This is a genomic window from Ectothiorhodospira sp. BSL-9 (assembly GCF_001632845.1).
In the GTDB taxonomy this organism is placed as follows: Bacteria; Pseudomonadota; Gammaproteobacteria; order Ectothiorhodospirales; family Ectothiorhodospiraceae; genus Ectothiorhodospira.
Genome location: NZ_CP011994.1, coordinates 3110878 through 3128740, shown reverse-complemented (window position 1 = coordinate 3128740; position 17863 = coordinate 3110878). Strand labels below are relative to the sequence as shown.

The window sequence follows — 17863 nt, the reverse complement described above, 5'->3', positions numbered from 1 at the left end:
TTCCATGAACAAGTTACCGGAAACCGTTTTCAAGGCCCTGTCGGATTCCACACGCCTGCGGTGCCTCACCCTGCTCAGTCAGGAGGGTGAGCTCTGTGTGTGCGAGCTCACTCATGCCATCCAGATGCCCCAGCCCAAGGTGTCCCGCCACCTGGCCCTGCTGCGCGAGAGCGGTCTCGTCGCCGATCATCGACGCGGTCAGTGGATCTTTTACCGGATCAATCCCAATCTCCCGGCCTGGGTGCGCGACATCCTTGAACGCACCGCCCAGGAGATTGCCCCCACCGAGCCCTTCGTCCGCGACCATGAACGCCTGGCCACCATGGCCGACAGGCCCGGAGCCACGTGTGTGGTGTGAGGGGCAGGGAGTCTCTTTAACACACCATCGGGTCGACTGACGCTGGGGGCTCGTGTGTGGGCACATCAGTCCTTGCGCTTGGGGCAATCCTTACAGCGTTTGCCCTCTTTGTACTTCTTGCAACATTTGTCCTTCTTCTTTTTTGACATCAGGGGGCTTTTCGCGCGGTTGGACTGTGGTGGATGTCGGTCATCCTGACTGTGAGGTCATCAGGTAAAGAGCCGGTCAGGCGACCGGCTCTTCCTGTTCCATGCTCTTTGCGGCGGCGGCCAGCTCGTTGTCGATCATCAGCAACCCTTCGCTGCGGTCGCCGAACAGGCGCAGCCGGCCGAGGATGTCGTTGACGGTGGCTTCCTCTTCGATCTGCTCAGTGACAAACCAGTGCATGAAGATGTTGGTGGCATGGTCCTTTTCGCTGAGCGCCTGGTCAACGATGTCGTGGATGGCTGCGGTGACCTGCTGTTCGTGCTCCAGGGTGCGCTCGAACATGGCCAGCACTGAGCCGGTCTGTGACGCTGGTGCGGCGATTGCGCCGTGGGTGACCTTGGCGCCCTGATCAAGCAGATAGCGAACCATCTTCAATCCGTGCGCCGACTCCTCGTGGTACTTCGCCAGGAACCAGGCCGCGGTGCCGCGCAGATTGGCGTTGTCGGCCTCGGTGGAGAGGGCGAGGTACAGGTATGCTGAGTAGAATTCGCGGTTGATCTGATCGCTGATCTTGTCGGCCATGGCGGTGGAAATCATGATGGAAACCTCGGGGTTGTGAAGTGGAAGAGCCTGACACCAGTCATTTTCCTGCAATGAACATGCCGAGACTGGTGGGCATGGAGGCCTGGCGGATGCTCTCCAGCTCAGACCCTATCGATGAGCTTGCCTTGGTGACATGTTAGTCTGAATGTTCATGCGTATCACCCTCCCCCATGAACAGCATGGAAAGGACAGCCGCCGTATCACTGCTCGTTGCGAGTGGTCATCGGGTCATGGGCTTGGCGTTACCTTGGGATCCACATTAGGTTTGCCCTGTAACTTCCTCACTGCCAACGGTGTGAGATGGTCATGAAGATCCTGGTCTTGCTGCATCGCTGGTTGACGCTGCTGTTGCTGCCGCTGTTCGGGCTGATCATCATCACCGGTGCCATCCTCTCTTTTGCGCCCATCATCAAGGACTTGGCCTCAGGCCCGGCGGCTCAGGAACCCGTTCCGGTGGATCGATTACTGCAGGTCCTTGCCCGGGTCGATCCCCAGGCCCGCTCCCGAGCGGTGGAGTTCGAGGAGCCGGGCATCGCCGTGGTGGAATTCAGTCGCCAGGGGCAGCGGGAATGGCAGGCCTTCGATTTGGGGTCCGGGCAGTTGCTGGAGCAACGGGCCATCGGGGCTGATTTTTTCCATACCGTGCAGCACCTTCATAAGCACCTGTTGCTGGACCTGGACATCGTGGTGGACATCGCCACCTACCTGATGGTGCTGGTGATCATCGTGGGCCCCTTGCTGGCCTGGCCTCGGCTACGCCACACCCTGGTGGGTTGGCATACGCTGCTGGGCTGGGCGGGATTTCCCCTGGTGCTCATGGTGTCGGCCACCGGCGTGATGATGGCCCTCTCTCTGGGTACACCGCAGTTCCCCGAGGTGGATCGCGATCAGGGGCACATGCCCATGGCTCAGGCCATCGAGCGGGCGGTGGAGGAGGGAGGTCTCACCCATGTTTGGGATGCCCGACGCATGCAGACCGCGGCAGTGGCCATCAATGGCCGCGCAGGAGAGGCATCTGCTGCCTTTGTGGTGACCCGCGATGATGTCACCCGGGTGGGCAGTTATCCTGGGCTGGTGGCGGAGCTGCACGAGGGGACCTGGGCCGGTGGCTGGTCGGGTGCCCTGAATCTTCTGGCCTCAATGCTGCTGATGGCATTGATGGTGACCGGGCTGGTCTCCTGGGGCCGGCGCGGACTGCAGTCCCGACGACGCACCGGCGATGCGGATGCCGACATCCTGGTGGCCTGGGCCAGCCAGACGGGCACGGCAGCACGCCTGGCGCAGGCCACCACCGAGGCCTTGCGCCAGGGCGGTGCCCGGGTCATGGGGGCCTCTCTGGCGGGCCTGAGTCCGTCCGAGCTCAAGGCGTTTCGGCGCGTATTCCTGATTGCCTCCACCGCCGGTGATGGCCAGGTGCCCGAACCGGCTCGAGGGTTTCTCAAGGCGCTGGAGGGAGCGAACCTGAAGGGCTGTCGCTTCGCCGTACTGGCCTTGGGGGATTCCAGTTACACCCACTTCTGCGCTGGTGGCCTTGTCCTGCATGATGCCCTGAAACGGGCTGGCGCCGAGGAATGCCTGCCACTGGTCAAGGTGGACTGCGACCCGACCGAACCCTGGGCGCAGTGGCTGCGGGACGTGGGCCAGGATGTGGGCGTGACCCCGGGTGCCGTGGAGGCGCCAAGAGGCGATCAGTCCGTCACGCTCACGCTGGAGCGGCGAACGCAACTCAACGACCCGGCCGATCCCGTCACCCACGAGGTCTGGAGCCTTCAATGGCAAAGCGCTGAACCCCTGGCCTTCCGGCCCGGCGACCTGCTTCTGGTTGCCCCCGGGGCAGGGGAGCCGGGACGCCCCTATTCCATTGGCAGCAGCAGCGAAGTGGATCCACATCGGTTGTTGCTCACGGTGGCCCTGACCCGGCGCCAGGATGCCGAGGGCAACAGCTGCTGGGGCAAGGCCTCGGGCCTGCTGTGCCGTGGCTTCAAGGAGGGCGATACCCTGGAGGCCACACTGCGTCCCCATCCGGACTTCAACCCGCCTGAAGATCCCAGCCGCCCCATGATCATGATCGCCGCTGGCTGTGGCGTTGCCCCCTTCGTGGGTTTTGTGGAGGAGCAGGCCCATGGGCTGCGCATGGGTCCCGCCTGGCTGATCTTCGGCAACCGCAAGCGTGCCGGCGATTATTTCCACGGTGAAAGACTGGAGCACTGGCGCGCCGACGGGGTGCTCACCCGCCTGGATGCGGTGTTCTCCCGTGACCCTGATGGGGGCGGGTATGTGCAGGATTGCATGCGTGCCGAGGCCCGATCCTTGTGGGAATGGCTGCAAGACAAGCAGGCTGTGCTCTATGTCTGCGGTAATGCCCAGACCCTGGGTGAGGGCGTGCGGGAAGCCCTGTGTGACATCCTGAGCGAACAGGGCGGGCTGGGCCCGGATGAGGCCCGAGTGCGCCTGCGGCAATGGGAGAGCGAGGGCAGGCTGCGCTTTGATCTGATCGACTGAGGCGACGACTCCAACGGGCGAACCATCGAGTCCGTGATTTACGATGATGGGCCGATGGATTGCAACCCGGTTCGCCCATCAAATCTCCCGTTGCTTCCAGATATCCTGATTGGCCTTGCGGCGATCCTTGCCGGAACGGCGTGGGTCCTTTTCCGGCTCGAAGCGGAACATTTCCCGGCGGTCTTGCTGGCTCTTGCGGCGCTCGCCCTTGCGGCGCTCAGGGCCGATGTAGGGCTGGGACGGGGCTTCGGTCTTTGGGTCGTCTTCGCTCATGCCGGAGTCCTTTGCAATAAATGTGTGATCGAGTGGCGGGTTAACCCGGGCCGGATGGGCGGTCGCTGGAGATCTCCTTGCGCAGTTCCCGGATCTCCTGGCGCAGTGCCTTGAGGTCCTCGTGCAACTGCGTGTTCTCGGCGTGGACCACTTCTTCGATGGTGTCATGCTCGAACTGCTGCTGATCCTCCTGCATCGACTGCATGGTGTTGACGATGATGGCGATGAACAGGTTCAGGATGGTGAAGGTGGCAATCAGGATGAAGGGCACGAAGAACACCCAGGCCCAGTTGTATTCCTCCATCACCGGTCGGGCGATGCCCATGGACCAGCTCTCCAGGGTCATGACCTGGAAGAGGGTGTACATGGATTGCCCCAGGTTGCCAAACCATTCCGGGAAGCTCTTGCCGAACAGGCCTGTGGCGATCACCGCAAACACGTAGAACAACAGGACCAGCAGGCCGAGGATGGACAGGATGCCCGGTATGGCCTTGAGCAGGGCCTCCACGATGAAGCGGAGTTTGGGCATCATGGACACGAGGCGCAACAGACGCAGCACCCGTAGCACGGCCATGGGCCCGGAGGCCGGGACCAGGGCGATGCCCACCACCAGGAAGTCGAACACGTTCCAGGGGCGTCGGAAAAAGCCCCAGCCCTGGGCGAATAGCTTGAGCAGGATTTCCACCACAAAGATGCCCAGAATGATCTTGTCTGCCACCAGCAGCCACGGCCCCACCGTGTGCTCCATGACGGTCGGCGAGGTCTCCAGGCCCAGCACCGCTGCATTGATGAGGATCAGCGCGATGATCCAGCGCTGAATGCGGTCGGATTCGATAAAGGCGCCCACACGGGCGCGTGGACCGGCCACGGCGTGCATTTGAGGATTCCTTGGGTAGTTCAAGCCATTAAAGCCCTTCTGCCGGATGGGTGAGAAGGGGGTCCAGGCCCGTTGACGCGGGCCGTTATTTTGTCAATCGATGGACATGCCCTTGAGGTTGTCCCTCAGGACCTGTGCCGAGGCCTGCATGCCCTTGAGCTCCGCATCGTTGATCAATGGCGCCACGCGGGATTCAATGCCGTCCCGGCCAACGATGCAGGGAATGCTCAGGCAGACATCCTGCAGGCCATAGTCTCCTTGCGGGTCCACACTCACCGCCAGAACGCTCTTCTGATCCTCCAGGATCACGCGCACCAGGTAGGCAATCACCAGGCCAATGGCGGTGTTGGTGTAGCCCTTGCGCGAGATGATATCAAAGGCGGCGGTCTTTACCTGCTGAAATAATCTCTCCATGGCCCGGGCATCGAAGTGCCGGCCGTTGACTGTCTGCTCGAACAGGTTCAGCCCACCCACCTTGGCGCTGCTCCAGATGGGGACCTCGGAATCACCGTGCTCGCCCATGATGTAGGCATGCACCGAGCGGGGGTTCACGCCATAGTATTCACCCAGCGCGGCGCGGAACCTGGAGGTGTCCAGCATGGTTCCGGTGCCGATCACGCGTTGGGCCGGTCGTTGCGTGAGGCGCTGCATCACGTAGGTGAGGATGTCCACTGGATTGGTGGCAATCACCAGCACGGCGTCGGGCGCGTGGCGGTCCAGATGACCGGCGATCTCGCGGAACACGGCGGCGTTGCGGTTGAGCAGTTCCAGGCGCGACTCGCCAGGCTTCTGGTTGACGCCGGCGGTGATGACGATCACGCTACAGTCGGCCAGGTCGGCATAGTCGCCGGCGCGGACCATGACCCGTCCCACCAGGGACTGGCCGTGCATCAGGTCCATGGCCTCGCCTTCGGCACGCTGATGATCCCGGTCCACCAGGATCAGATCGCCTGCGATCTGTCGTTGAAAGATGGAATAGGCCGCGGCAACCCCTACGTTGCCGGTGCCGATGATGCCTACACTATTCTTGGCCATGGCAGAACTCTCCTGGGCTGGGGCCCCGTCAAAAGGGGCAATGTATCTGCTGTGGTATGGCAACGCTTGTCATGATGACTGATTTTGGTAAAACATCACACAAAGTCCGCAGGTTTAACGGCATAATCATGGACTGGTCAGGGCCTGTGTCTCTTCAGGCCTTTCAAGAGGATACGCGGCATATGACAGCTAATTCAGGCGACGATCACGAGGAACGCTCCCCCACGCAGCGGATCAGTGCGGAGAGGATGCATGCACTCTATGATCTCAATGCCCGTATGGTGTTCGGTTTGCACGGGGCGGAACACTGGTTCACCGCAGGTGCCCGCGTGTTCGTGCTGGGGCGCAGCCATGACTGCGACCTGATGGTGTCGGTGCCTGTGGCCTCAAGGCATCATGCCCGGGTGATCTACCGCAAGGGCAAGTTCGTGCTGATCGATCAGAGTACGAATGGAACCTATGTGCGTTTGCAGGGCAATGATGAAATCTGCCTGCTCAACGGCGAGGAATTGCCGTTGGTGGGGGAGGGGTTGATCAGTCTGGGACGCCCGGTAGCCGAGGACGACACGCACCTGGTGAGCTTTACCGTGCCCCACTGAGCGGGCGCCGGGACCGGCGCCCGCCTGAGCCTACACGACATTGAGGCCTGCCCGCTCCATCATGGTACACAGGCGGATGAGCGGGAGCCCCACCAGCGCTGTGGGGTCGTCTCCCTCCATTACCTCGAACAGCGCGATACCCAAGCCTTCCGACTTGATACTGCCGGCACACTGGTAGGGCTCTTCCTTGCGCAGGTAGTTCTCGATCTGCTCGGCGCTCAGTGAGCGAAACCGTACCTTGAAGGGCACCACGTCCACCTGCGCCTCTCCGGTGACGGCATTCAACAGGCACAGGCCGGTGTGGAAGACCACCGTGCGGCCCGAAGCGGCCCCCAGCTGTTCCACGGCCCGTTGGTGGTCGCCGGGCTTGCCCAGTATCCGGCCATCCAGCTCGGCGCACTGGTCGGAGCCGATGATGAGGCTGTCGGGTTTTTGCTCGGCACCCGCCCGGGCCTTGGCCTCGGCCAGGCGGGCCACCATGGCGCCCGGGGCCTCTCCCGCCTTCGGGGTCTCATCCACCTGGGGTGAGCAGGTATCGAAGGGCAGGGCAAGGCGCTGCAGCAGTTCGCGGCGGAACGGCGAGGTGGAGGCCAGGACGAGTCCGGGGTTCATCAGCTGCCCTCGATCTCCACCAGGGCATCATCGGGATTGACGCTGTCGCCCTTGCTCACATGGATGGCCTTGACCACACCACCCACGGGTGCCTGGACTTCGGTTTCCATCTTCATGGCTTCCAGGATCAGCACCCCGTCACCGGCCTTGACCTCGTCGCCTTCCTTGACCAGCACATCGATGATGGTGCCGGGCATGGAAGTGCTCACGTGGCCGGGCTTGGTGGCACGGGGGCGACCGCTGCCCCGCGGGCCATCGCGCCGGGCACCGCCGTCGCCATCCAGGGCCAGTTCGTCCAGGGTCTCGACGACAATCTCTTCCGGCATGCCGTCCACGGTCACATAGAAGGGGCGCTCGTGATCCCGCTTGTGGCCGGTGCCGGTGACCTTGATGTGGTAGGTCTCGCCATGGAGGGTGGCCTTGAATTCCACCGGGGCGTTCTTCTCCTCGGCCTTGGCGCCCACAGGCTCCAGGGGTTCGGGCACCAGCTTGCCATCGCGGCGATGCTCCAGGTACTCGCGGCCCAGGTCCGGGAACATGGCGTAGATCATCACGTCTTCTTCAGACTGGGCCAGGTCGCCCACCTGCTTGCGCAGGGCGTCCATCTCATCCTGCAGCAGGTCGGCAGGTCGGCATTCGATCACCTCGGCATCACCGATGGCCTTGCGGCGCACCACGGCGTTCACCTGGCCTGGGGTGCGGCCGTAGCGACCCTGCAGGTAGCTCTTCACCTCGTTGGTGATGGTCTGGTAGCGCTCTTCGGTGAGCACATTCATCACCGCCTGGGTGCCCACGATCTGGGAAGTGGGGGTGACCAGCGGCGGATAGCCCAGATCCTCGCGGACCCGGGGGATCTCGGTCATCACCTGGTTCACCTTGTCCAGGGCCCCCTGGGCCTTGAGCTGGCTGACCAGGTTGGAAATCATGCCGCCGGGTACCTGGGTGGTCTGTACCCGGGTGTCCACGCCGGTGAATTCACTCTCGAACTGGTGATACTTCTTGCGGATCTCGCGGAAGTAAAAGCCGATCTCCTGGAGCGCGGCCAGATCCAGACCGGTGGTGTACTGGCTGTCATGCAGGGCCGCCACCATGCTCTCCGTGGGGGCGTGGCTGGTACCGCCGGCAAAGGCCGACATGGCGGTGTTGATGTTGGCCGCACCGTTCTCCACGGCCTTGAGGTGGCACATCTCGGAGAGGCCCGCCGTGGCATGGGTGTGCAGGTGGATGGGCACGGACACCGCATCGGTGAGGGCGGAGACCAACTCGCCCGTGGCATAGGGCGTGAGCAGGCCGGCCATGTCCTTGATGGCGATGCTGTCACAGCCCATGTCCACCATCTCACGGGCCATGGTCACGAACTGCTCCGGGGTATGCACCGGGCTTGTGGTGTAGCTGATGGCACCCTGGGCGTGCTTGCCTTCCTTCTTGACCGCCTCGATGGCCACGCGCACGTTGCGGGTGTCGTTCATGGCGTCGAAGATGCGGAACACATCCATGCCGTTATCGGCACTTTTGGCGACGAAGCCGCGCACCACGTCGTCGGCATAATGGCGGTAGCCCAGCAGGTTCTGGCCACGCAGCAGCATCTGCAGACGGGTGTTGGGCAGGGCCTCGCGCAATTGGCGCAGGCGCTCCCATGGGTCTTCCTTCAAAAAGCGCAGGCAGGCATCGAAGGTGGCGCCGCCCCAGACTTCCAGGGACCAGAAGCCCACCGCATCCATCTTCTCGCAGATGGGGAGCATGTCCTCCGTGCGCATGCGCGTGGCGATCAGGCTCTGGTGGCCGTCTCGCAGGGTCAGGTCGGTGATCGTTACCTTGGACATCAGTGCATTACCTTCTGGTCAGAGACCCTTGTGAGCGGAAATCGCAGCGGCGATCACGGCCGCCAGTTCCCGGGTGGGGCGACGAACGGAATATTGGGTGAGTTCCGGGTGGGCATCCACGTAACCCGTGTCGAAGCTGCCCTTGCGGAAGGCCTCGCTGTCCAGGATCTCCAGATGATACGGGATGGTGGTCTTCACGCCGTACACGCCCATGTCGTTCAGGGCGCGGCGGGCCCGAGGGATCAGGGACTCCCAGTCCAGCGCCCAGACAATGAGCTTGGCGCACATGGAGTCGTAGTGGGGCGGGATGTGGTAGCCGGTGTAGATGGCGCCGTCGGTGCGCACCCCCGGGCCGCCGGGGGCGAAATAGCGGGTGATGCGACCAAAGCTGGGCAGGAAATCGTTTTTCGGGTCTTCGGCGTTGACACGAAATTCTATCGCGAAGCCGCGGCAACTGATCTGATCCTGGCTGTAGCGCAACGGCTCGCCGGCGGCGATACGGATCTGCTCCTGGACGATGTCGACACCCGTGATCATCTCGGTGACCGGGTGCTCCACCTGCAGGCGGGTGTTCATCTCCATGAAGTAGAAGCTGTCGTCGGCATCCATGAGGAATTCCACGGTGCCGGCGTTCTCGTAACCCACGGCCCGGGCGGCGCGTACGGCCAGTTCGCCCACGTATTCACGCTGCTCGGGGGTGAGCTGGGGCGAGGGGGCGATCTCCACCAGTTTTTGATGGCGCCGCTGGATGGAACAGTCCCGCTCGTAGAGGTGGATCACGTTGCCGTGGCGGTCGGCCAGGATCTGTGCCTCGATGTGGCGCGGGTTGACGATGGCCTTTTCCATGAAGATCTCGGTGCTGCCAAAGGCCTTGGTGGCCTCGGAGCGCACACGGTCATAGTTGCGGCGCAGGCCGGCCTCGTCATCGCAGCGGCGGATGCCACGGCCGCCGCCCCCGTTGGTGGCCTTGAGCATGACCGGGTAGCCGATGTCGCGGGCCAGGCTGGCAGCCTCCTCCACATCGGAGAGGTTACCCTCGCTGCCCGGGATGACGGGCACGCCGGCTTCGATCATGGCCTCGCGGGCGGCGACCTTGTCGCCCATGCGACTGATGACATTGCTGTCGGGCCCCACGAACTGGATGCCGCGCTGGGCGCAAACCCGGGCAAATTCGGGGTTTTCCGAGAGAAATCCGTAACCCGGGTGGATGGCATCGCAGCCGGCCGTGCGCGCCATGTTCACCATGCGGTGCACGTTCAGGTAGCCGGAGAGGGAGTCGGGGCCGATGGAATAGGACTCGTCGGCCTTTTTCACATGCAGTCCGTGGCGGTCCGCATCGGTGTACACGGCCACGGAGGTGATGCCCATCTCCGCGCAGGCGCGGATGATACGAACGGCGATCTCACCGCGGTTGGCGATCAGAAGCTTCTTTATCACGAACAGGTCCCGCGCCTGCGCTGAGGCGATTGATTCATGGGTTGGTGCTTGGCCGGGTCGGGACAGGATTCGCTGCCCGGGGCCTGGCCCGTGCGCCTTGAAATAGCCGACCCTCGACCCAAGCATGAGAGAGAGGGGCGAGCCGCGTGCAGCCCGCAGATTGTCATCAAACCGCCAGTATCCGTGAACGAAGCACGGTTTTTCAAGTCGGGGGCGCGAATTCGTTTTGACAGTCCCGCGATAAGCCCTTTAGAATTGCGCGCTTATGTCCGAGACCACCCTTCCCGAGCGGGTCGACCCGTTTCGCCTCGCCGGTAACACGCGCCCTCTGGAGGGCCTGCTGGAGGCATCGAGCCTGCCGCGCCTTGGTGCGGCGGGTATCGCGCTGGCCGCGCCCGCACGGGTGTCGCTGCGATTCGGGCGGGAGCGTGGCGGGCTGGTCAAGGTGTCTGGCAGCGCCCAGGCTGAGCTGTCCTTGCAATGCCAGCGCTGCCTGGGACCCATGACCTGGCCGGTGGATACCACCTTCGAGGGCGTGGTGCTCGATGAAGGGCGCTCCATCGAGGAGCTGCCGGTAGAGATCGAGCCGGTCATGCTGGAAGACGGGCGGATTTCTGTCTGGGCGCTGGTGGAGGACGAGTTGCTGCTGGCGTTGCCGACGGTCCCCATGCATGCGGATGACCGCTGCCCTGATCAGTCATTGAAAGAATTTTCGCAGGCGGAGGTGGATACCCTCCGCAAGCAGGAAGACAACCCGTTCGCCGCCCTGGGTGCCCTGAAGGGGCGCCTGGACGACGACGGTTGATTAACACGGCCGCCGGTGGGAAACCCCGGCGGCATTGAACGCTTTATCATTGGAGAGACATCATGGCTGTTGCACAAGGTCGTACCACCCGCTCCCGTCGCGGCATGCGTCGTTCCCACGACGCCCTCACCGGTCCCACCCTGTCCGTTGAGCCCACCACCGGTGAGTTGCACCGTCGTCACCACATCAGCGCCGACGGCTTCTACCGTGGTCGTCAGGTGATCAAGGCCAAGGATCTGGAAGAAGACGAAGAGTAAGATCCGGTCCCGGGCTGCCGGTGATGTTGATGCATGACCCTTGGAACACCGGTATCACGCCGGTCAGGGGTATGAGTCGACAGACTGCTGGGCAACCGATGAGGCCATTGCCGGTGGGCCGCTTGGCCCTCCGCTCTCGACCTCGTGGGGTGATGTATCCCGCGAGGCTTTCCTGTGCAGATCAAAAAAGAGTTTGTCCATGAGCGGTCTCTTTACCATCGCACTGGATGCCATGGGGGGTGATCACGGCCCCCATGTGGTTGTTCCGGCGGCACTCAAGGCACTGGCCGAGTTTTCAGATATCCACCTCATCCTGGTGGGCGACAAGGCACGGCTGGAGAAGGAACTGGCCGCCGTCGGCAAGGCGCCCTCGGATCGGCTGCGTATCCACCATGCCGCCCAGGTGGTGGGTATGGACGAGCCCCCGACACAGGCCCTGCGTAACAAGAAAGACTCCTCCATGCGGGTGGCCATCAACCTGGTCAAGCACCAGCAGGCGGATGCCTGCGTCAGCGCTGGCAATACCGGTGCCCTGATGGCCACTGCCCGCTACGTGCTCAAGACCCTCCCGGGGATCGATCGCCCCGCCATCATTACCGCCATCCCCGCCATCAAGGGCCACACCCACATGCTGGATCTGGGTGCCAACGTGGACTGCTCGGCCAGTCATCTGTACCAGTTTGCGGTGATGGGTTCGGAGCTGGCCAGTGCCGTGGATAATGTCGCCAACCCCCGGGTGGGTTTGTTGAACATTGGTGAGGAGGATATCAAGGGCAATGACCAGGTGAAGGAGGCGGCTCACATGCTGGAGCACAGCCACCTGAACTACATCGGTTTCGTGGAAGGCAACGACATCTATTGCGGCGATGTGGATGTGGTGGTCTGCGACGGTTTTGTGGGCAACGTGGCGCTCAAGACCAGCGAGGGCGTGGCGAGGATGGTCTCGCACTACATGCGGGCCGAATTCAAGCGTGGCCTGTTCAGTCGCCTGGCCGCCCTGGTGGCCATGCCCGTATTGCGCAAATTCCGCAGCCGCATTGATCCCCGGGCCTACAATGGGGCCAGCCTGCTGGGGCTGCAGGGGGTGGTGATCAAGAGCCATGGTGGGGCCGACGCGGTGGCTTTCGAGAATGCCATCCGCATTGCCCGTATCGAGGCTCGCAAGCGGGTACCGCAGCGCATCGACAAGCGGCTGGGAGAGCTGCTGAATGAGGAGTCGGCATCGTGATCTATTCCCGCATTACAGGGACCGGGAGCTATCTTCCGGAGAAGGTTCTGACCAACCGCGATCTGGAAAAGATCGTGGAGACCTCGGACGAGTGGATCCGCGAGCGCACCGGCATTGCTCAGCGTCATGTGGTGGCGGATGACGAGAGCACCTGCGATCTGGCGGAGCAGGCGGCCCGTCGGGCCATGGAGATGGCCGGGCGTCGCCCCGAGGACATTGACCTGATCATTGTGGGCACCACCACGCCGGACCAGGTCTTCCCCAGTACGGCCTGCCTGTTGCAGCAGCGTCTGGGTGTTCACAACGGCTCCCCGGCCTTCGATGTGCAGGCCGTGTGCACGGGCTTTGTCTATGCCCTGGGCGTGGCCGACCAGTTCATCCGGGCCGGCAGCGCCCGTTGCGCCCTGGTGGTGGGGGCGGAGACCATCTCCCGCATCCTGGACTGGAACGACCGGGGCACTTGCGTGCTCTTTGGCGACGGTGCCGGCGCCGTGGTTCTGGAGGCATCGGACAAGCCCGGTGTGCTCTCCACCCACCTGCATGCGGATGGCCGTTACGAGAGTCTGCTGAGCGTACCCCGGGGAGTGGGGCGTGGCTACAAGGACATGATTGCCGGCGAAGCCTATCTGCAGATGAAGGGCAACGAGGTCTTCAAGTGGGCGGTCAACACCCTGGGTCGGATCGTCGAGGAAACCCTGGAAAAGCATGGCCTGGAGCAATCCCAGGTGGACTGGCTGATCCCTCATCAGGCCAACATCCGCATCATTCAGGCCACGGCGCGCAAGCTGAAACTGCCCATGGAAAAAGTGGTGGTTACCGTGGAGCATCACGGCAATACCTCCGCGGCCTCGGTGCCCATGGCCCTGGACGTGGCGGTACGCGATGGGCGTATCCAGCCCGGTCAACTGGTGCTCATGGAGGCCTTTGGCGGCGGTTTCACCTGGGGTTCGGCGCTGGTGTATTTCTAGGCCTTGCCCGGCCGGTGGGCCTGACGGTTGCACTGGTGTGAACCGAATGTCCGGCGATCATGCTAAGGTATGGGTCGTCTGAATTTTTCGGTGGTGCCATGGGACAGGAAATCGAAAAAAAATTCCTCGTGGTTTCAGATGCCTGGAAGCAACACGTCACCAGGAGTGTGAAGCTTAGGCAGGGTTATCTGTGTGGTAACAAGAGCGCTTCAGTGCGGGTGCGCGTGTCCGACGAACAAGCGGACCTGAACATCAAGAGTGCCACGCTGGGTGTCCAGCGTCAGGAGTTCGAGTATCCCATTCCGGCGGCCGATGCCCATGAGCTGCTGGAATCCCTTTGTCATCATCCCCTGATCGAGAAGACCCGTCATTTCGTGCCGGTGGGCGCTCATCTGTGGGAAGTGGATGTGTTTGAGGGAGACAATGCCGGTCTTGTGGTGGCCGAGGTGGAGCTGGAGCATGCCGAGCAGGAGCCGGTCATGCCCGCCTGGGCCGGCGAAGAGGTCTCCCATGACCCGCGCTATTACAATACGAGTCTTGTGCAACACCCCTACAAGGATTGGTAGTCACGATGTCCGAAGATCACGACGGAGACGGCAGCGGGTTGAGTCCGCGCATGGTGGACGTGCTGCTGGTGGATGATCACGAGCTGGTGCGCATCGGTATTCGTGGGTTGCTGGAATCCCGTTCTGCGCAGACCGGGATCCATGTGGTGGGCGAGGCCGGTTCCGGTGAGGAGGCCCTGGAGCAATTGCCCCGTCTGCGCCCGGATGTGGTGTTGCTGGACCTGAACATGCCCGGCATGGGGGGGCTTGAGACCACCCGGCAGGTGCTGGCCCATTACCCGGGGACCAAGGTCATCGTGCTCACCGTTCAGGATGAGGGGCCGTTCCCCCGCTGGCTGATGGATAGCGGGGCGTCGGGTTATCTCACCAAGGGTTGTCAGGTGGATGAGTTGATCGAGGCCATCGTGTTGGCCATGCGCGGTGACCGGCATGTGAGCCCGAAGATCGCCCACCAGCTGTCGGACGACGAGGGTGCCGGGACGACGGATGCCCTGGCCCGTCTTTCTCCCAGGGAGCGACAGATACTGGTGCTCCTGGTGAAGGGATGCAAACAACAGCAGATTGCCAGTGAGCTGGGCGTGAATGTGAAGACCGTTAGTACCTACAAGGCCCGCCTGCGGGACAAGCTGGAGTGCTCCAGCGATATCGAGCTGCTGCGCATGGCCATGGATCACGGCATCACCGCCCCGGATCCTTCCGACGACGCCTGAGGTCTGTGCCCTGTCGTGTCCCAAACCGTATTTGACCCCCAGTGTTCCCGGTGCCCCCGCCTGGTGGGATTCCTATCTCAGGTGCGCGCGGCGCATCCGGATTATCACGCCGCCCCCGTGCCTCCCTTCGGAGACCCCGATGCCCGCCTATTGATCGTCGGCTTGGCGCCGGGGATGCACGGCGCCAATGCCTCGGGCCGACCCTTCACCGGCGACCATGCGGGCATCCTGCTATACCGCACCCTGTACGACACGGGCTTTGGCAGCCACCCTGAATCCCGCTCCCGGGACGATGGACTCACCCTGAAGGATTGCCGCATTACCAACGCGGTAAAGTGTTTGCCGCCCCAGAACAAGCCCCAGGGGGCGGAGATCCGCGCCTGCAATGATTACCTGGCCGCGGAACTGGCAACCCTGCCCAATCCCGCTGTGGTACTGGCCCTGGGGTCCATTGCCCATCAGGCCGTTCTGCGCGCACGGAACCTGAAACTCAAGGATCACCCCTTCGGTCATCATCGCGTCCATGATCTGCCCGGCGGTCTCACCCTGGTGGACTCATACCACTGCAGTCGCTACAACACCCAGACCCGCCGCTTGACGCCGGAGATGTTCCAGGCCGTCTTCGCGGATCTGCGCCAGCGCCTGCCCCCCCGCTGATCCCATGGTGACGGAAGAGTCTGCACCGGAACCCGGCTTTGATGCCAAGGCCTTCCTGGCCGGGCTGACCCGCCATCCGGGTGTCTACCGGATGCTGGATGAGGATGGCGTGGTGCTTTACGTGGGCAAGGCGAAGAACCTCAGAAATCGGGTGTCCAGCTATTTTCGCCGCAACCTGCCCAGCCCCCGCATCCGTTCCATGGTGGCGCAGATACGGGATGTCCAGGTCACGGTGACCACCACCGAGGCCGAGGCCCTGCTGCTGGAGAACAACCTCATCAAGCAGCATCGGCCGCGCTACAACGTGCTGCTGCGGGATGACAAGAGCTACCCCTATATCTTCCTCTCCCAGCACACTTATCCACGCTTGACGTTTCATCGTGGCGCCCGCAAGAAGCCGGGCCGCTACTTTGGGCCGTATCCATCCACTCCGGCGGTGCGCGACACCCTCAACCTGTTGCAGAAACTCTTTCTGATACGCCCCTGCAAGGACAGCTTTTTCGAGAATCGCTCGCGCCCCTGCCTGCAATACCAGATCAAACGCTGCACCGCTCCCTGCGTGGGGCTGATCGATCCCCTGGCCTATGAGCGTGATGTGAAGCATGCAGTGGATTTTCTTGAGGGTCGCAGCGATCAGGTGATGCGGGATCTGGTGGCCGAGATGGAAGCAGCCTCGGCCCGTCTGGAGTTCGAGCGGGCGGCCCAGGTGCGTGACCAGATCACCCGACTGCGACAGATCTCCGAGCGCCAGTATGTGAGCGGTGAGGGGGGGGATGTGGATGTCATCGCCGCGGCCCTGGAGGGGGGGCAGGTGTGTGTGCAGGTCTTCTCCATTCGTGGTGGCTTGAACCTGGGCAACCGGGCCCTTTTTCCCAGTCTGCCGGAGGAAACCAGTGGCGAGGCACTGATGACGGCCTTCCTGGGTCAGTATTACCTGTCCCGGGAGGTGCCGCCCCAGATCATTGTCAGTCATGCTCCGGAGGAACCGGACCTGCTGGAGGAAATGCTTGCCATGCAACGGGGCCACAAGGTGACCCTTGCCTGGAATGTGCGCGGCGAGCGGGCGCGCTGGCTGGAGATGGCTCAGCGCAACGCCCAGATGTCGCTGGCCACGCGTCTGGCCGGCAAGGCGGGTATGCGCGAGCGCCTGGAGGCCCTGCGGGAAGCCCTGGAGCTGGAGGAGGTGCCCACGCGCATGGAATGTTTTGATATCAGCCACTCCCATGGGGAGGCCGCCGTAGCCTCCTGTGTGGTCTTCAATCCCGAGGGCCCGCTCAAGTCGGATTATCGGCGCTTCAATATCCGCGACATCACCCCGGGGGATGATTACGCGGCCATGCACCAGGCCTTGCACCGGCGCTATACCCGTCTCAAGGAGGGTGAGGCGCGTCTGCCCGACATCCTTTTCATCGATGGTGGCAAGGGTCAGGTGCGTCAGGCCCTGGAGGTGCTGGAGGCGTTACAGGTGGAGGGTGTGATGGTGGTCGGCGTGGCCAAGGGCGAGGATCGCCGGCCGGGCCTGGAAACGCTTATATTGAGCGATGAACGCGGCCCGTCTATACTGCCGCCCAGCTCAAAGGCACTGCACCTGATTCAGCAGATCCGTGACGAGGCGCACCGGTTTGCCATCACGGGACACCGTCAGCAGCGTGCCAAGGCACGCAATACCTCACCGCTGGAGCAGATTCCCGGTATGGGGCCCAAGCGTCGCCAGCAGCTGCTCAAGCATTTTGGTGGCTTGAGGGGCGTCAGCAGTGCCAGGGTGGAAGAGCTCGCCAAGGTGCCCGGCATCAGTCGCAAGCTGGCGCAGCAGATATTCGATTCGCTACACGACGACTGATTCATGACATTGTCCATCCCCAATCTGCTGACCTGGCTGCGGATCGCCCTGATCCCGTTGATCGTGGTCACATATTACTATCCCCACCCGCTCTCCGGGCCGGTGAGTGCCCTCATCTTCGCCCTGGCGGGGGTGACGGACTGGCTGGATGGCTACCTGGCGCGGCGCCTGGAGCAGACATCCCAGTTTGGTGCCTTTCTCGACCCGGTGGCCGACAAGCTCATGGTGGCCACGGCCCTGGTGCTGCTGGTGGACAACCCGGGTGGCGTCCTGCTCGCCCTGGCGGCCGTGGTGATCATCGGCAGGGAGATCGCCATCTCCGCCCTGAGGGAGTGGATGGCGCAGCTGGGGCAGTCGGGGGCGGTGGCGGTGTCCTGGATCGGCAAGCTCAAGACCACCGCGCAGATGGTGGCCATCTTCCTGCTGCTCTATGGCCAGCCCATCCTCGGTCTGCCCAGCATGAGCATTGGCATGGTCCTGCTCTACGTGGCTGCTGGCCTCACCCTGTGGTCCATGTTCCACTACCTGCGTGCAGCCATGCGCATCAGCGAGTAGCCTGAGCCATC

The 17863-nt window shown here is 63.0% G+C and carries 19 protein-coding genes; 12 read left to right on the top strand and 7 right to left on the bottom strand.

Going from position 1 to position 17863, the window contains the following annotated elements; genetic code table 11:
* Window positions 1-4: 4 nt before the first annotated feature.
* On the top strand, window positions 5-358 hold the full coding sequence (locus tag ECTOBSL9_RS14370; protein WP_063465621.1) for a metalloregulator ArsR/SmtB family transcription factor: 354 nt from the start codon (window positions 5-7) through the stop codon (window positions 356-358).
* A gap of 225 nt (window positions 359-583) precedes the next feature.
* On the opposite strand, the gene ECTOBSL9_RS14365 is transcribed toward ECTOBSL9_RS14370, so the two are convergent.
* Complete coding sequence (locus ECTOBSL9_RS14365) at window positions 584-1102, bottom strand: ferritin (protein WP_063465620.1); 519 nt, start codon at window positions 1100-1102, stop codon at window positions 584-586.
* A gap of 312 nt (window positions 1103-1414) precedes the next feature.
* Here ECTOBSL9_RS14365 and ECTOBSL9_RS14360 point away from each other — a divergent pair, with 312 nt between their 5' ends.
* Window positions 1415-3610 (top strand): PepSY domain-containing protein, encoded by a 2196-nt coding sequence (locus ECTOBSL9_RS14360; RefSeq protein WP_240480999.1) that lies wholly within the window; start codon window positions 1415-1417, stop codon window positions 3608-3610.
* Window positions 3611-3688: 78 nt separating this feature from the next.
* Here the strand turns inward: ECTOBSL9_RS14360 and ECTOBSL9_RS14355 are convergent, their stop codons facing one another.
* The 3 genes from ECTOBSL9_RS14355 to ECTOBSL9_RS14345 all read right to left on the bottom strand — a co-directional run bounded on the left by ECTOBSL9_RS14355 (window position 3689) and on the right by ECTOBSL9_RS14345 (window position 5795).
* On the bottom strand, window positions 3689-3883 hold the full coding sequence (locus ECTOBSL9_RS14355; protein ID WP_063465618.1) for a hypothetical protein: 195 nt from the start codon (window positions 3881-3883) through the stop codon (window positions 3689-3691).
* 40 nt (window positions 3884-3923) lie between these two features.
* Window positions 3924-4760 carry an ion transporter gene (locus ECTOBSL9_RS14350; protein WP_063465617.1) on the bottom strand — a complete coding sequence of 279 codons (837 nt, stop codon included), beginning with the start codon at window positions 4758-4760 and terminating at the stop codon, window positions 3924-3926.
* 93 nt (window positions 4761-4853) lie between these two features.
* Entirely contained in the window at window positions 4854-5795 is a 942-nt protein-coding gene (locus ECTOBSL9_RS14345; RefSeq protein ID WP_063465616.1) for an L-lactate dehydrogenase, read from the bottom strand.
* A gap of 182 nt (window positions 5796-5977) precedes the next feature.
* Here ECTOBSL9_RS14345 and ECTOBSL9_RS14340 point away from each other — a divergent pair, with 182 nt between their 5' ends.
* Entirely contained in the window at window positions 5978-6394 is a 417-nt protein-coding gene (locus ECTOBSL9_RS14340; protein ID WP_082829975.1) for an FHA domain-containing protein, read from the top strand.
* 30 nt (window positions 6395-6424) lie between these two features.
* Here the strand turns inward: ECTOBSL9_RS14340 and ECTOBSL9_RS14335 are convergent, their stop codons facing one another.
* The 3 genes from ECTOBSL9_RS14335 to ECTOBSL9_RS14325 are packed head-to-tail and all read right to left on the bottom strand — an operon-like array spanning window position 6425 to window position 10266.
* Complete coding sequence (locus ECTOBSL9_RS14335; protein ID WP_063465614.1) at window positions 6425-7006, bottom strand: nucleoside triphosphate pyrophosphatase; 582 nt, start codon at window positions 7004-7006, stop codon at window positions 6425-6427.
* On the bottom strand, window positions 7006-8829 hold the full coding sequence (gene oadA, locus ECTOBSL9_RS14330) for a sodium-extruding oxaloacetate decarboxylase subunit alpha (protein ID WP_063465613.1): 1824 nt from the start codon (window positions 8827-8829) through the stop codon (window positions 7006-7008). Before oadA ends, ECTOBSL9_RS14335 begins: the two co-directional genes overlap by 1 nt.
* 18 nt (window positions 8830-8847) lie before the next feature.
* Complete coding sequence (locus tag ECTOBSL9_RS14325) at window positions 8848-10266, bottom strand: acetyl-CoA carboxylase biotin carboxylase subunit (protein ID WP_063465612.1); 1419 nt, start codon at window positions 10264-10266, stop codon at window positions 8848-8850.
* Window positions 10267-10531: 265 nt separating this feature from the next.
* On the opposite strand from ECTOBSL9_RS14325, the gene ECTOBSL9_RS14320 reads away from it, so the two are divergent.
* The 9 genes from ECTOBSL9_RS14320 (at window position 10532) to pgsA (ending at window position 17852) form a co-directional block, all read left to right on the top strand.
* On the top strand, window positions 10532-11071 hold the full coding sequence (locus ECTOBSL9_RS14320; protein WP_063465611.1) for a DUF177 domain-containing protein: 540 nt from the start codon (window positions 10532-10534) through the stop codon (window positions 11069-11071).
* A 62-nt stretch (window positions 11072-11133) separates the two neighbouring features.
* Window positions 11134-11328: a 50S ribosomal protein L32 gene (gene rpmF, locus ECTOBSL9_RS14315; protein WP_063465610.1), complete on the top strand. Its 195-nt coding sequence runs from the start codon at window positions 11134-11136 to the stop codon at window positions 11326-11328.
* A 199-nt stretch (window positions 11329-11527) separates the two neighbouring features.
* Window positions 11528-12556 (top strand): phosphate acyltransferase PlsX, encoded by a 1029-nt coding sequence (plsX, locus tag ECTOBSL9_RS14310; protein ID WP_063465609.1) that lies wholly within the window; start codon window positions 11528-11530, stop codon window positions 12554-12556.
* A complete protein-coding gene (locus ECTOBSL9_RS14305) occupies window positions 12553-13524 on the top strand; it encodes a beta-ketoacyl-ACP synthase III (protein ID WP_063465608.1) in 972 nt (323 codons plus the stop codon). Before plsX ends, ECTOBSL9_RS14305 begins: the two co-directional genes overlap by 4 nt.
* Window positions 13525-13622: 98 nt before the next feature.
* Window positions 13623-14090, top strand: a complete 468-nt coding sequence (locus ECTOBSL9_RS14300; RefSeq protein WP_063465607.1) for a CYTH domain-containing protein — start codon at window positions 13623-13625, stop codon at window positions 14088-14090.
* Between the two features lie 5 nt (window positions 14091-14095).
* Window positions 14096-14800 (top strand): response regulator, encoded by a 705-nt coding sequence (locus tag ECTOBSL9_RS14295; RefSeq protein ID WP_240480998.1) that lies wholly within the window; start codon window positions 14096-14098, stop codon window positions 14798-14800.
* A gap of 3 nt (window positions 14801-14803) precedes the next feature.
* A complete protein-coding gene (locus ECTOBSL9_RS14290) occupies window positions 14804-15457 on the top strand; it encodes a uracil-DNA glycosylase (protein ID WP_082829974.1) in 654 nt (217 codons plus the stop codon).
* Between the two features lie 4 nt (window positions 15458-15461).
* Complete coding sequence (uvrC, locus tag ECTOBSL9_RS14285; RefSeq protein ID WP_063465605.1) at window positions 15462-17297, top strand: excinuclease ABC subunit UvrC; 1836 nt, start codon at window positions 15462-15464, stop codon at window positions 17295-17297.
* A 3-nt stretch (window positions 17298-17300) separates the two neighbouring features.
* Window positions 17301-17852 (top strand): CDP-diacylglycerol--glycerol-3-phosphate 3-phosphatidyltransferase, encoded by a 552-nt coding sequence (gene pgsA, locus ECTOBSL9_RS14280; RefSeq protein ID WP_063465604.1) that lies wholly within the window; start codon window positions 17301-17303, stop codon window positions 17850-17852.
* The last annotated feature ends 11 nt before the right edge of the window (window positions 17853-17863 follow it).